The sequence below is a fragment of the [Actinomadura] parvosata subsp. kistnae genome (assembly GCF_900323885.1).
Taxonomy (GTDB): domain Bacteria; phylum Actinomycetota; class Actinomycetes; order Streptosporangiales; family Streptosporangiaceae; genus Nonomuraea; species Nonomuraea composti.
This window is the reverse complement of record NZ_OOHJ01000030.1, coordinates 60,979-73,864: the sequence shown is the minus strand read 5'-3', so window position 1 is coordinate 73,864 and position 12,886 is coordinate 60,979. Positions and strand designations below refer to the sequence as shown.

12 protein-coding genes and 1 riboswitch are annotated in these 12,886 nt (G+C 67.9%); of the genes, 4 read left to right on the top strand and 8 right to left on the bottom strand.

Going from position 1 to position 12,886, the window contains the following annotated elements; genetic code table 11:
- Positions 1 to 3: 3 nt before the first annotated feature.
- The 4 genes from KIS93_RS56110 to KIS93_RS56095 form a co-directional block, all read right to left on the bottom strand.
- Complete coding sequence (locus KIS93_RS56110; protein ID WP_080039284.1) at positions 4 to 1,116, bottom strand: GNAT family N-acetyltransferase; 1,113 nt, start codon at positions 1,114 to 1,116, stop codon at positions 4 to 6.
- 254 nt (positions 1,117 to 1,370) lie between these two features.
- On the bottom strand, positions 1,371 to 4,088 hold the full coding sequence (locus KIS93_RS56105) for a heavy metal translocating P-type ATPase (protein WP_080039283.1): 2,718 nt from the start codon (positions 4,086 to 4,088) through the stop codon (positions 1,371 to 1,373).
- Positions 4,085 to 4,312, bottom strand: coding sequence for a DUF2933 domain-containing protein (locus tag KIS93_RS56100; RefSeq protein ID WP_080039282.1), 228 nt, complete (start codon positions 4,310 to 4,312; stop codon positions 4,085 to 4,087). The genes KIS93_RS56105 and KIS93_RS56100 overlap by 4 nt, the downstream gene beginning before the upstream one ends.
- A 205-nt stretch (positions 4,313 to 4,517) precedes the next feature.
- A complete protein-coding gene (locus KIS93_RS56095) occupies positions 4,518 to 5,039 on the bottom strand; it encodes a universal stress protein (RefSeq protein ID WP_080039281.1) in 522 nt (173 codons plus the stop codon).
- 97 nt (positions 5,040 to 5,136) lie between these two features.
- On the opposite strand from KIS93_RS56095, the gene KIS93_RS56090 reads away from it, so the two are divergent.
- A complete protein-coding gene (locus KIS93_RS56090) occupies positions 5,137 to 5,601 on the top strand; it encodes a hypothetical protein (RefSeq protein ID WP_080039280.1) in 465 nt (154 codons plus the stop codon).
- Positions 5,602 to 5,861: 260 nt separating this feature from the next.
- Here KIS93_RS56090 and KIS93_RS64055 read toward each other — a convergent pair whose 3' ends face one another.
- Both KIS93_RS64055 and KIS93_RS56085 read right to left on the bottom strand, forming a co-directional pair.
- Positions 5,862 to 6,080, bottom strand: a complete 219-nt coding sequence (locus tag KIS93_RS64055) for a hypothetical protein (RefSeq protein ID WP_222108054.1) — start codon at positions 6,078 to 6,080, stop codon at positions 5,862 to 5,864.
- A complete protein-coding gene (locus KIS93_RS56085; RefSeq protein ID WP_246005547.1) occupies positions 6,050 to 6,874 on the bottom strand; it encodes an MFS transporter in 825 nt (274 codons plus the stop codon). The genes KIS93_RS64055 and KIS93_RS56085 overlap by 31 nt, the downstream gene beginning before the upstream one ends.
- Before the next feature lie 68 nt (positions 6,875 to 6,942).
- On the opposite strand from KIS93_RS56085, the gene KIS93_RS56080 reads away from it, so the two are divergent.
- Both KIS93_RS56080 and KIS93_RS69405 read left to right on the top strand, forming a co-directional pair.
- Positions 6,943 to 7,677, top strand: coding sequence for a helix-turn-helix transcriptional regulator (locus KIS93_RS56080; protein ID WP_080039279.1), 735 nt, complete (start codon positions 6,943 to 6,945; stop codon positions 7,675 to 7,677).
- 18 nt (positions 7,678 to 7,695) lie between these two features.
- Positions 7,696 to 8,154, top strand: a complete 459-nt coding sequence (locus KIS93_RS69405) for an excalibur calcium-binding domain-containing protein (protein WP_080039278.1) — start codon at positions 7,696 to 7,698, stop codon at positions 8,152 to 8,154.
- Positions 8,155 to 8,216: 62 nt separating this feature from the next.
- Here KIS93_RS69405 and KIS93_RS56070 read toward each other — a convergent pair whose 3' ends face one another.
- Positions 8,217 to 8,942: a glycoside hydrolase family 25 protein gene (locus KIS93_RS56070; RefSeq protein WP_080039277.1), complete on the bottom strand. Its 726-nt coding sequence runs from the start codon at positions 8,940 to 8,942 to the stop codon at positions 8,217 to 8,219.
- 12 nt (positions 8,943 to 8,954) lie between these two features.
- Positions 8,955 to 9,099, bottom strand: a riboswitch (cyclic di-AMP (ydaO/yuaA leader).
- Positions 9,100 to 9,438: 339 nt separating this feature from the next.
- On the opposite strand from KIS93_RS56070, the gene KIS93_RS56065 reads away from it, so the two are divergent.
- A complete protein-coding gene (locus KIS93_RS56065) occupies positions 9,439 to 11,001 on the top strand; it encodes an ISL3 family transposase (RefSeq protein WP_080039276.1) in 1,563 nt (520 codons plus the stop codon).
- A gap of 276 nt (positions 11,002 to 11,277) precedes the next feature.
- Here KIS93_RS56065 and KIS93_RS56060 read toward each other — a convergent pair.
- Positions 11,278 to 12,743, bottom strand: a protein-coding gene (locus KIS93_RS56060) for an IS3 family transposase (RefSeq protein ID WP_418114795.1) whose coding sequence is annotated in 2 segments (ribosomal slippage) — positions 11,278 to 12,404 and positions 12,404 to 12,743 — 1,467 coding nt in all. Because the reading frame shifts where the segments join, the coding sequence is not laid out codon by codon here.
- Positions 12,744 to 12,886: the final 143 nt, after the last annotated feature.

Here is a 12,886-nt window from a genome sequence, read left to right as displayed (position 1 = left end):
CGGTTACCTCGCCGACTTGGTGCGGTTGTCCTGATCTGTCCGCAGCAGCGAGTTCCGCACATTGCCATAGCCTTTGAGTAGACGATCGGTGGGTTCGCGCAACCGTGGTCGGGCAAGCACCGCGTTACGCGTGGCGCGCAGCGGTGTGCGTACGAGCCAGTGCAGTCCGGCAGCCGGGGTGTGCCGCGCCAGACGCCCCTCGGCCACCAGGAGGTCGCCCGACTTGAGCTTGTTCTTGTACTCCTTTTCGCCGCGGCCCATGTCGACCACCCGGATGCCCTGCTTGGCCGCCTCCCGCGCCATGGCGAGATGCTGGATGAGCCCAGGTGAGTAAGGGGCGAACGCCACGTCATAGGAGGGGAACCAATCGGCCAGGACCGTGTCGCTGCGCAGGCCGAAATGCCCGGCGACAGGTTGGTCTCCGGCATAGACCATGTCAAGCACACCCGCGAAGCCAGGAGTGTCCACGTGCAGCAGGTCCTCCACGAGCTGGACGATCCACGGTCGTGCGAACCGGTCTGTGCGGCCGGTCCGGCGGTACTGCTCGCTCTTCCAACTCACCAGCGTGCGCAGCGCAGTTAGGTCGGTGATGCCGTACCTTTGGCGCACGTCGTCGGCGTCCCGGCCGAGCTTGCGCTCCTTGTACATCGTGGACCTGTAGGTCTTGCCGGACTCGCGTTTGATCACGTCTGTGTAGCCGTCGTATCCGAGGCGCAGGTCCATGAACGGGGACGGGTGGCGGCTGGTGTGGTGTGCGGGGAACTGATCGGCGACCAGATGGTCGAACTCCCCGACGCTCAGTTCGCACCTCCTGAGCAGCCACGATGGATCAAGCTCCAGGCCAGGTGCCGAGATGGCCCCCTGAGCATCGGTCAGCCCGGCGCCCACTGGCTTGCCGATGCCCAGCGCGTGCCGCTGAAAGGGAAAGAACCCCACGATGTCCACAGCGTCCTCGATGACCGCGACCCTCACATCGTGCCGCAGTCGTCCGACTGCGAGGGTGAACTCCGGGCACAGGAACGGATTGACGAGCTCGCGGCCGGAACGCAGCAGGACGTGCCATGTGCGTAGCTCGAAGGGCCTGAGATCGCTCGGGTGAACAATGCTGATCTTCACGAGCCGCTTCCGACCGTCTCGTCAAAATCACAGTAACTACTATTAAACATGGTAGACACTTACCATAGTTTATGTGCTGTCTTGGGAAGAGGTGACCTCTTTCTACGATGACACGTCGGAGCAGAAGCGCGCTTGCTGTTGCGATGCGGGCAGGCGGAGCGGTTATGAAGGCCGTCGCCGCTTCGCCGCGGCTGCTTTGCCCCGGCCACTTTGTCCTCGGCGATGGGCGCAGCACGCCGCACACCGGGGCAGGACTAGGACGGGCGGTCGGTGGGCAACCCCTGCGGCAACGGCCCCTGAGCGGTGAAGGCGTCACGGCACCCGGCGGAGCAGAACCAATAGGTGGTGCCGTCGCGCTCTAGTGAGGCGGCGGTGGTGGCCGGAGGGACGCGCATCCCACAGACCGGGTCGACGGCCTGCTCGGGCTCGATGTCGGTCTCCACGCTGATGGGCACGCCGACGGGGAGTGTGGGCGCGGGCTGCAGGGCGGGTGGGGTGAAGCGGCGTAGCCGGTTGGCGTTGCCGACGACCGACAGCGAGGACAGGGCCATGGCGGCGGCGGCAATGATGGGGGAGAGCCGGATGCCCAGGAACGGATAGAGGATGCCGGCCGCGACGGGGATACCGACGGTGTTGTAGACGAAGGCCAGGAACAGGTTCTGCCGGATGTTGCGCATGGTGGCGCGGGAGAGCCGGACCGCGGTGACGATCCCGGTCAGCGCGCCGGAGATCAGTGTGATGTCGGATGCCTCGATGGCTACGTCGGTGCCAGTGCCGATGGCGAAGCCGACGTCGGCCTGCGCCAGCGCCGGCGCGTCGTTGATGCCGTCACCGACCATGCCGACCCGAAGCCCTTCATGCTGAAGGCGGGCGATCTCGGCGGACTTGTGCTCGGGCAGCACCTCGGCCAGCACACGGGCGATGCCGACCTGACGGGCGATGGCCTCGGCGGTACGCCGGTTGTCCCCGGTGATCATCACGATCTGCAGGCCCAGATACCGGAGTGCGGCCACGGCGTCGCGGGAGTCGTCCTTGACCGTGTCCGCGACGCCCAGCACTCCGGCGGGCTCACCGTCGACGGCCACCATGATCGGAGTACGGCCTTGCCCGGCGAGCCGGTAGGTCGTCTCCCGCAGGCTTTCGATCTCCACTCCGGCGGTTGCCAGCAGGCGGTGCCCACCGACCAGCACCTGATGTCCGTCGATGGTGGCCGAGACGCCCTTGCCGGTCTGTGAGCCGAATTCGGATGCCTCGGCGGATGTCAGGCCGCGTTCGGCCGCGCCGGTGACCACGGCCCGGCCCAGCGGGTGCTCGGAGGAGCGTTCGGCGCCGGCGGCAAGCCGGAGCAGGGCGTCGGACGCCCATGCGCCGATGGGGATCACGTCGGTGAGCGCGGGCCGGCCGAGGGTGATGGTGCCGGTCTTGTCCAGAACGATCGTATTGAGCTTGTGCGCGGTCTCCAGTGCCGCCGCGTCGCGAATCAAGATGCCCGCGCGGGCGCCCTTGCCGGTCGCCACCATGATCGATAGGGGAGTGGCCAGGCCGAGCGCGCAGGGGCAGGCGATGATCAGTACGGCCACCGCCGCGACCAGGGCGAGCGTGAACGCGGGTGGTGGCCCGGTGACGTACCAGGCGGCGAACGCCACCACGGCGATGGCCATGACCGCCGGCACGAAGTAGCCGGACACCAGGTCGGCCAGCCGCTGGATGGGCGCTCTCGACGCCTGCGCGGCCTGCACCAGACGGATGATCTGTGCCAGCACGGTCTGCGCCCCGACTTTCTCGGCCCGGAACGTGAAAGCACCGGTCTGGTTGACGGTCGCACCCACGACCGCGTCGCCCGGCTCCTTCTCCACCGGAATCGACTCGCCGGTCACCATCGACTCGTCCACCGTCGAACGTCCCTCGACGATCACGCCGTCCACCGGCACCTTCTCACCCGGCCGGACGATCACCAGATCGCCGGGGGTCACCTCGGCGATGGGTATCTCAGCCTCGGCGCCGTCGCGCAGTACCCGTGCGGTCCGGGCCTGCAGGCCGATCAGCTCACGGATCGCCTGCCCGGTGCCCGCCTTGGCGCGAGCCTCCAGCAGCCGGCCGAGCAGGATCAGCGTCACGATCACGCCGACGGCCTCGAAGTACACATCCCGCAACTCCGGCAGCAGCATCCCCGGCGCGACGGTGACGAGCAGGCTGTAGCCGTAGGCGGCGCATGTGCCGAGGGTGATCAGCGCGTTCATTTCGGCCGCCCGGTGGCGCAGGCTCAGCCAGCCCACCCGGTGGATCGGCCAGCCGGCGTAGAACATCACCGGCGTGATCAGCACCAGCTGCACCCACCGGTCGAGCAGAAGGCTGGGCACCCAGGAGGCGCCAAAGAACTCGTGCGCCATCACCGCCAGCGCCACCGGCACGGTCAGCGCGGCCCCGATGAGCACCCGCCGCGACAGATCCCGGATCTCCGCCCGCCGCTGCGCCACCTCGGCGTCGCCGTCGTCCGAGACGACCGGCCCGCCCGATGCAGCCGGACGTTCCTGGCCGCCGGCGCGCTCGACCCGTCCATCCGCGACCGCATCGCCATCGCCGGAACGGCCGTTCGAGCTCGGTTCCACGATGAGACGACCGCGCACCATGTTCATGCCGCACGCGAAGCCATGCTCGCCCGCCGTCGACGGTGTCAGCTCCACGGCAGTGCGCTGGAAGGCCGGCAACGCTTGATCCACGCCGAAATCCGGAAACACGACGTGCGAGGTGCAGTCCCCGTCCTCACGCCGGTCGAAGATCAGCCGCAGCGGCACGCCCTGCCGTACGCGCACGACATCCGGCGCGTAGCCACCTCTGACAATGATCTCGGCTTCCTGCACCCCGTCCCGCAATTCGGCGAGATGGCTCTTTCTCGGCCCGAAGAAATACCAGGCGAGAAAGGCGATCATCGTCGCGGAGACGGCGATGACCGCCCACTCGTCCGCGCTCATGACACGTCCGTCCCCTGGGGGCCCCGCCCCTGACCGTGCTCGGCCGGGTCGTGACCGCGGCCGGTGTGGTCACCGCTCATGGACCGCATCATGAAAATCATCATTACCGGGCATGCCAGGAACAGCACCACGAGGAGGACCGTGCTCACGGGCGCTCCGGCCCAGACGGCCACGACCGCCACGACGGCCGCCACGCCAGCCAGCACGAGATGTTGCTTGATCATGACTACCTCCTGCTCCTTCTACTAGTTAAGATAGGAGACTTGCGATTAAGTCTGACCAGCGGTTGTCCCGCCAAGAACGGCAGAAGGTAATGAGTAACAGGGCCTAAAGTCCCTCCTCTGTGCTCTTGGCCTGATGGGGCGGGCGGCGGAGCTCGTGCGGGCGGTCGTCACCGCCGTGCGAGGGCCGATACGGATGTGCATGCCATCAGCCCTCAAGGAGACGGCCCCACTCGCGTCGGCGCCCCCTGGAGCGGTACAGAGCCTGCAGCGATGGTGGCAGCGGCACGGTGAGTACCGGACACCGACAATGCGTGACGCAATAGCGACTCGTAGCCGCACCACGCCATCGGCGCAGCCAGTTTCCTTCTCCTCCGCCCAGCACCAGCAGATCATTGTCTCGATGGGCAAGGCCGACGAGTGCCGGTCCTGGGCTGCCCCGGGCGACCAGCGCGTGCATCTCGATGTCGGCAGGAACCTCGCCGAGCGCCTCCCGGACCGAGGTCCATACTCCCTCTCGCATGAGCAGGAAGAGATCATGGTCGTCGTCGAGGCCAGGCAGAACGCCGGCGCCCGGCAGCACGCGGATCGCGTACAGATGGGCGCCGCGCCGCCGGGCCTCGCCGACCGCATGGCGCAAGGCGGCAAAACCCGCCAGCGAGCCGTCCAGCGCGACCAGTACGCGTGGCCTCGAATCACTCTCGAGATGCCGGTAGCTGTCGCTGTTCATGCGCCACCACCTGCCTCCAGCCCGGAAGGCCGTTCTTGCCGTCGCGGCGTTATGTCACTACGGTCCATAGTAGCTATCTATCGGCTGGAGCTGGGTCATGCGCTTGTGGACCGGGCGGCAATGGGCTGTCGCTGGTGTGGTGACTGTGATCGCCGCGGCTCTGATCGGCGTACCCACGGCGATCATCGCAACCTCGTGGTTCAGCCGGATGACGCCGGTGCAGTGGTGGAACTACCCGGTCTGGGTGACCGCCGCAGCCCTTACAGGCTTGATCGCCGCCACCTATGTGGCTCCTGTCCGGGTGCGCGCTCCTCAAGAGTCCAAAGCTCTCATCGGCGCCTTGATCTCGGCGTTCGCCGTCGGCTGCCCGGTCTGCAACAAGCTCGTCGTGCTGGCTCTGGGCACGTCCGGGGCTCTGACGTACTTCGCACCCCTGCAACCGGTCCTCGCGGTGAGTTCGCTGGTCATCCTCGCCGTTGCGCTGCGGCGACGGCTTACGGCGCTGCGGGCGTGTCCGGCGCCCGGGCCCCGCGCGCACGAGTTCGATTCCGCTGCGCCCTGAAGCAGGATCTCGGCGCGAGCCCATCCGCACCAGAGGAGGCCGCCTGGAACGCAGCTTGCGCAACCGGACATGCACGACTTCCTGATCAACTGGGTCATCCCAGCGAGGGTCTGACGTCCTCGCGGGCGACGACTGGATCATCCGCTTGTGACCTCAAGGCTCATGGGCGGTCGCGGCCAGGACGGGCAGGCTCAGGCCGTTGCCGACGCTCAGGACGAGCATGCCGGGCAGGACGTGGGCGGCGTAGGAGTCCCCCGCCGTCACCCCGGACAGCAGGAGCAGGCGGCGATGTCGACCAGGAACGCCAGCAGGAGCGCCCGCCGCGTCCCGATCCTGAGCCAGAGGCGGGACGACAGCCACATGCCCGCCAGGATGCCGGCGCCGTAAGGCAGGTAGGCGATGCCGGCCAGGAGCGGGCCGTACCCCAGAGCAGTCTGGATCTGGATCATCAGCAGGAACGCCATCGCGTACATCGCCATCGAGAACAGCAGGGTCGCGCCGTTGGCGACCGCACGGGTCCGCGACGCCAGGAACGAGCCCGGAACCAGAGGCGCCCCGCCCGTGACTCGGCCGCCAGGAACGCCACGGCCAGGGCAGCGGACAGGACGACGGCGCCGATGACGAGATGGTCACCCCAGCCTTCCTCGCCGGCCCGAAGGAGCCCGTACACCAAGGACACCGCGGCTCCGGTGATCAGCGTCGCGCCGGGAACGTCCAGGCGGCGCCGGCCAGGAGCGCGGGACTCGGGGATCAGGCGCGGGAGCAGGGCCAGGGTTACGGCGACGACGGGCAGGTTGATCAGGAAGATCCATCGCCAGGACGCCAGGTCGGTCAGCGCCCCGGACAGCACCAGGCCCGAGGTCCCGCCGAGGGCCGCGATGCCGCCCCAGATGCCCAGTGCCCTGGCCCGCTCCCGAGCCTCCGGGTACAACAGTGTGATCATGGACATGGCCGGGGGGCTGGCCATCGCGGAGCCGGAGCCCTGGACGAATCGTCCGATCACGAGTTGCCACAGCTCCTGGGCGAGCCCGCAGGCCAGGCTGGCCACCCCGAACAGTGCTACCCCGATGAGGAAGACGCGGCGGCGGCCGAGCAGGTCGGCCATCCGGCCGCACAGAAGCAGCAGCCCGCCGAAGGCCAGGAAGTAGGCGTTGACGACCCAGGGCAGCTCGGAGGCGCTGAAACCCAGCTCGTCCCGGATGCTGGGCAGGGCCACGCTTACGACAGTGTCGTCGAGCACGAGCATGAGCTGGACAAGGCACAACACGATCATGGGCACCCGCCGACGCTATGGTTCACCCGCCGTTGGCCACCATCCGCGATGAGGCCAAACTATGTCGTATGGAGGACATGGGCGCGATCATCGTCGGCCACTTCCCGCTGGCCCCGGGGGAGTGGATACCACCGCACCACCACACCCATCACCAGCTCGCTTGGACCAGGCGCGGGGTGCTGAGCGTCAACGTGGGCGAGGTGTACTGGGTGCTGCCGCCCACCAGGGCGCTGTGGCTGCCCGCAGGCGTCACCCACGCGACCGGCGCGACCCGCGACGCGGTGCTGTGCAGCCTGTACCTGACGCCGGAGCGCTGCCCGCTGGACTGGCCGGAGCCCACCGCCGTGGGCGTCGACGGCCTGCTGGCCGAGCTGATCGGGTACCTGGCGCGTCCTGATCTCGCCGACGACGCGCGCCTGCGCGCCGAGGCCGTGCTGCCCGACCTGCTGCGCCCGCTGCCCACCCGGCCCATCGACGTGCCTGAGCCCACCGACGAGCGCGTCCGGGCGGTGGCGGCCGCCCTCCTGGTGGACCCGGCCGATCCGCGCAGCCTGGAGGCTCACGCCCGCGCGGCGGGCGTGAGCAGGCGCACGCTGACCCGGCTGTTCGTGCGCGACACGGGCATGAGCTTCGATCACTGGCGCACGCAGGTACGCCTGCGCGCCGCCCTGCCGCTGCTGGCCGAGGGGCAGCCGGTGTCGCGGGTGGCGCACAGCGTGGGGTACGCCACGGCGAGCGCCTTCCTGGCGGCCTTCCGTCGCACGGTCGGCACCTCGCCCGGTCGCTACCTGCTCAGCCGTTGACCGCTATCGGGGCCTGGAATGCGGCTCACCATGCCGAGGCCGGGCCGCGCACTGGGTGGCGCGGCGTCGAGCACCGTGCGGGCTGATTTCGCGGACGGCCGCGCCTCCGCCGAGCTGGACGTCCGGGAGAAGCCCGCCGCGCTCACCGTCGAGGTGGTCCGGCGCGCCGCCTCGACCATGGCCCAACCCGAGAGACGGAGTCACGCTGAAGGTGTACCGGTTCAAGGAGACAACGCAGCCGGGGCAGCCCGGCCGACGGAGCAACCGTCCGAGGACGAAGAGGACAAGCAAGAGACCAGGTCGGAGGGGCCGGCCTCACAGCGCTCGGGGCAGCCGGGAACTGGTCTGGCGCCAAATACCGCACATCTGCGGGAGGTCAACGCCCAGGGTGATGGCCCATACATACGTAGTGTCGACCACGAGTATGGCTGTTATCAGGATCGGGATGGTGACGGCGTGGCCTGCGAGCGCCGTTAGGACCAGTGGGGGCTGAGAACCGAGTCCTCAGCCCCAGAGATGGTCGGTGCTCGTCTACGTCCCTACGCGGCCGGTCGGCCAAGGCCCCGCAACTGCTCGGGAGTGAGCGCGGAGACGTTCTGGTCGACAGGAGAGTCGGTGTACTGGTGGATGGTCCAGGACTTCCAGTCGGCAGGTGGGGTGAGCTGGCCCTGGGGCTTGCTGTAGTGAGCGACCCAGAGAGGGTAGCCCGCCAGGCCCTTGCCGTAGGTGTTGGCGAAGTTCCAGCCGCTGTACAGCATCGGGGTGACCCCGGTCTTGGCCTTCACATGGGACAGCCAGGCCTTGGCCCAGGCGTTGACTTCGGCGACGGACTTGCCGTCGGTGGTCTCCAGGTCCAGGACGAGCAGGTCGCCGGCCTTGGCGGGCTGGGAGTTCACCAGGGACAGGAAGTAGTCGGCCTCGGCGATGGGGTCGTTTCCGGGGTGGCCGTAGTGGTAGGCCCCGCGCACGATTCCCTTCCGGTCCAGCTCGCCCCAGTGCCGGGCGAACGAGGCGTCGCGGAAGCTCGTGCCCTCGGTGGCCTTGATGATGCCGAACTTGGCAGGGCTGGCGCTCCAGTTGTAGTCGGACTCGTATCGGGAGACGTCCACGCCGTAGGTGAACGACTTGGCTTCGTGCTGAGCACTGTGGGTGGCGTCGTGGCCAGCGGTCTCGGCGAACGCCGTCCCTGTCACGCCGGTGACGGCTGCGGTTCCGGCCAGGAGGGCTCCCGCTATGGCAATGCTGAAGCGCTTGTAGTTGGGCATGGGGGTGTTGACTCCTTGCTTCCATGCCGCCTACCGGGTTAGCTGACGGGTTCGGGACTGGAAGTGCCCTACGGGCGCAGTCTGGCTGGCGTCCGATTCACCCCAGGAACGGTGGGTCCCCGGCTCCACAGGTCTGCGGACTCGGCGGCCGAGCGCCGTCGCACGACAGTGCTGGAAACGGCACGCGGTCCGGTCAAGAAAGGCGGCATCCGAGAAGTTCGTTCATAGATGCCGCGCAGATAAAGGTACATATTTCCCCAAAGGGAGTGCAAGTAGGGCAAAGCGGATGTCCACGTGTCGGGACTCTCTCGGGCGAGAAGCGCCGTGCCAGCAAGGGCCCCCGCGTTGGGTAAAGCTTTACGCCTGCTCCCTTCTGTCCCGTATCGACGTTGACGGCGGCCGTGAAAAGCTGGCTCTGGCACAAAGTCCGTGATGATCAAAAGTTGGCGTCGAACATCATCGCCGATGATCATGTTTCGGGTGCAGTGATCATGGTCTGAGGGTTCTCCTGCCTCACCTGGCTGATCTCCGCATCGAGCAGATCGCCGCGAAAGGCAAGGGTGTTCGGATAGCGGCCTCGTGTCCGTGGACTACTACGTGCTGTCCCGGGTGCGGGCAGCCGTCCGGCCGGGTCCACAGCCGCTATGAGCGGTCGTTGTCGGATGCCGCTCTCGGAGGGCGCGAGGCGGTGATCTGCTTACGCGTGCGACGCTTCTTTTGCGACAACCGGCAGTGCCCGCGTAAGACCTTCGCTGAACAGGTGCCGGGTCTGACGGTGCCGCATGCCCGGCGCACGCTGCTGTTGCGCCGATGGCTGGAGGCGGTCGCGTTGGCGCTGGGTGGTCGCCCCGGCGCCAGGCTCACCCGGCGGTTGGCTGCCGAGGTGTCGCGGATGACCTTGTTGCGCTTGATCATGGCGATGCCTCTTCCTAAGGCTCCGGCCTGCTCGGTGCTCGGGGTGGACGACTTCGCCTTCCGTAAGGGCAGCAACTACGGAAGCGTCGTGGTCGACATGGATAGCCACCGGCCCATCGACCTGCTGCCCGATCGGCTGAGCGATACCTTCGCCGCGTGGCTGCGTGAGCATCCCGGCGTCGAGGTCATCTGCCGTGACCGCGCGGGCGGGTATGCCGAGGGCGGCCGTCTTGGTGCTCCCGAGGCGATCCAGGTGGCGGATCGCTGGCACCTGCTGTTCAACCTGACCACGGCCGTCGACCGGGTGGTCCGCGCCCACCGCATGTGTCTGCGTGAGCAACCCGCGCAGGACACCGTCGCTCAGCCGGCACCGCCGTCCAGCGTGGCAGGTCAAGGACGGCGTGCCGAGCAGACCAGGCAGCGGCACGCCGAGGTGCACGCCCTGTGGGGCAAGGGCGTGGGTACCACCGCGATCTGCAGAGCACTCAACCTGGACCACAAGACCGTCCTGCGCTACGTCCGCGCCGCCACCGCCGAGGAGTTGCTCACCCAGCCCACCCGACGCGAGAGCATGCTCGACCAGCACGTCGGCTACCTCGCCCAGCGCTGGCAGGAGGGCTGCACAAACGCCGCCTGGCTGACCCAGGAACTGCGCCAGCGCGGATACCGTGGCAGCGAACGGACGGTACGCCGGTTGCTGCACACCTGGCGCGACAACGTCACCCCACCTAGCGCCACCCCGGTGAGCACGCCCAAACCTCGGCAGGTCACCGGATGGATCATCCGCCCCGCCGACAAGCGAAGCGAGCAAGAGCAGGCAGACCTGGCCCAGATCCTCGACCGCTGCCAGACCTTGAAGGCTGTCGATCAACTCGTCAGCGACTTCGCCGGGATGCTCCGTCATCGTCAAGGCCAGCACCTCGACACATGGATCGCCAACGCACAGACCAGCGGTATCACCCAGATGCAGGGCTTCGCCGACGGCCTGCTCAAGGACTACGACGCCGTACGCAACGGACTAACGCTGGACTGGAACAGTGGCGCTGTCGAGGGTGCTGTGTGCCGAATCAAGGCGATCAAGAGGCAGATGTACGGCAGAGCCAACTTCGAGCTTCTCCGCCGTCGTGTGCTGCTCGGCCCATGACTTCACGGACTCTGTGCCAGAGCCAGAACTCAAAGGCCATTGACACGACGTTCCTCGTGAGGGCGGGATTAGGTGGCCTGTGTGACTCAAGCGACTGCTGATACAGGCGATCAGAAGCGTCTTCGCGCTGGAGGAAGACCCCTGCGTGGCGTCGTCTGGACGAGGAACTCGCGGGCTTGATAGGAGACGAGCCTTCAGGGGCTCGGTATGCGCGCCCTGAAAAAGCTGGGAAAGCGCTTCGGAACCTGTCAATCTGATCAAGGCAGTTGAGCTGGGCTAATTCTGTGTTGTCTTCTCTGTGGCGTCCTTCGCTTCGTCGGTCTTGGGCTTGTTGATCCAGGCGGGGCCGGGCAGGTCGGGCGGGGTGGGCAGGCCGCCGCTGGCGAACCGTTCGGGATGGGCGGTGTGGGCAGCGGTCAGGACGGTGGCGCGCCGGTCACGGATGGCGGCGGCGCGGCCGTAGTGCACGTCGATGGGGTGGTGGTAGCCGATCCCGGAGTGGAAGTGGTCCCGGTTGTACCAGGCGTAGAACTCCTGGCAGAAGACGCGGGCGTGCTCGATCGAGCCGAACCGGGCGGGGAAGGCGGGACAGTACTTCAGCGTTTTGAAACTCGCTTCGACGTGCGGGTTGTCGTTGGAGGTGCGGGGCCGGGAGTGGGACTTGGCCACGCCCAGGTCGATGAGGAGTTCGGCCAGCGTTTTGGAGGTCATCGAGCTGCCGCGATCGGCGTGCAGAGTGAGGGTGCCCGCGTCGATGCCGTGCTTGCGGGCGGTCGCTTCGATGAGGTGCCGGGCCAGGCCGGCGGACTCGCGGGAGGCGACCATCCAGCCGACGACGTAGCGGCTGAACAGGTCAATGATCGTGTAGAGGCAGTACCAGACGCCCTTGTCCGGGCCGCGCAGCTTGGTGATGTCCCACGCCCACACGACGTTGGGGGCGCCGGCGACCAGCTCGGGCACGACCCGCGGTGGATGGGTGGCCTGCCGGCGCCGGTCGGCGCCCACCTCGCCGTGCTCGCGCAGGATGCGATACATGGTCGACTGCGACGCCAGATAGACGCCCTCGTCGAGCAGGCTGTAGTAGGCGGTGGCCGGGGAGGCGTCGGCGAAGCGCTCGTTCAGCACCGCCCGGACCTGCTCGCGCTCGGCCGGTGACAGCGCGGCGGGATGCGGCTTGCGCGGCCGGGTCGGCCGGACCGGGGGCGGGCTCTGGCGGTGCTGGCGATACCAGGTCGCCTGCGACAGCCCGGCCGCCATGCAGGCCTTGCGCCGGCCGAGCAGCGGGGTCAGGTTCTCGATCGCCTCGGCCTGGGCGGCCTGGAAGGTTCCGGTCACTGCTCGCCCCGGCCCGGCTGGGTCTCGCTGCTGGTGGCGAGCTGATCCAGCAGCGCGAAGAGCTTTCCCTGCACCTCGATCACCTGGCGGGTCTGGCCGAGTTCGGCGCGCAGCCGTTCGACCTCCGCCTGCAGGGCCTCGATCCGCTTGTCGCGCGGGTCGGCCTTCGGCCGCCCGGCCGGGCGGGCCAGCGCCTGCTCCGCGCCGTGGTCCCGGGCTGTGCGCCAGCTGGAGATCAGCGACGAGTACAGGCCCTCCCGGCGCAGCAACGCGCCCTTGCCCGCCTTGTCCAGGCGGTCGTACTCCTCCAGAATCCGAGCCTTGTAGGCGGCGGAGTAGGACCGCGGACGCCCCCGATCACGCACCTGAGGATCAGGGAACTCCGGACCCGGCTTGCTTGCTCCCACGAAGGGATGTCTCCTTCCCCACCCTCAGCACAGAGTTTCATGCCTGTTTGCTACCTCTGTCCATTTTGACAGGGAGGGCTTGGCTGAGCTCTCTGATCGATCGTGCGTAGGTAAAGGATTTTATCGGTATCGCCTGCAGGGCA

What these genes read in the sequence shown, in the direction of transcription:
- KIS93_RS56105 (WP_080039283.1), bottom strand. Translation starts at nt 4,088, where the DNA reads ATGAGCGCGGACGAGTGGGCGGTCATCGCCGTCTCCGCGACGATGATC.
- KIS93_RS56100 (WP_080039282.1), bottom strand. Translation starts at nt 4,312, where the DNA reads ATGATCAAGCAACATCTCGTGCTGGCTGGCGTGGCGGCCGTCGTGGCG.
- KIS93_RS56095 (WP_080039281.1), bottom strand. Translation starts at nt 5,039, where the DNA reads ATGAACAGCGACAGCTACCGGCATCTCGAGAGTGATTCGAGGCCACGC.
- KIS93_RS56090 (WP_080039280.1), top strand. Translation starts at nt 5,137, where the DNA reads ATGCGCTTGTGGACCGGGCGGCAATGGGCTGTCGCTGGTGTGGTGACT.
- KIS93_RS64055 (WP_222108054.1), bottom strand. Translation starts at nt 6,080, where the DNA reads ATGGCGATGTACGCGATGGCGTTCCTGCTGATGATCCAGATCCAGACT.
- KIS93_RS56085 (WP_246005547.1), bottom strand. Translation starts at nt 6,874, where the DNA reads ATGATCGTGTTGTGCCTTGTCCAGCTCATGCTCGTGCTCGACGACACT.
- KIS93_RS56080 (WP_080039279.1), top strand. Translation starts at nt 6,943, where the DNA reads ATGGAGGACATGGGCGCGATCATCGTCGGCCACTTCCCGCTGGCCCCG.
- KIS93_RS69405 (WP_080039278.1), top strand. Translation starts at nt 7,696, where the DNA reads ATGCGGCTCACCATGCCGAGGCCGGGCCGCGCACTGGGTGGCGCGGCG.
- KIS93_RS56070 (WP_080039277.1), bottom strand. Translation starts at nt 8,942, where the DNA reads ATGCCCAACTACAAGCGCTTCAGCATTGCCATAGCGGGAGCCCTCCTG.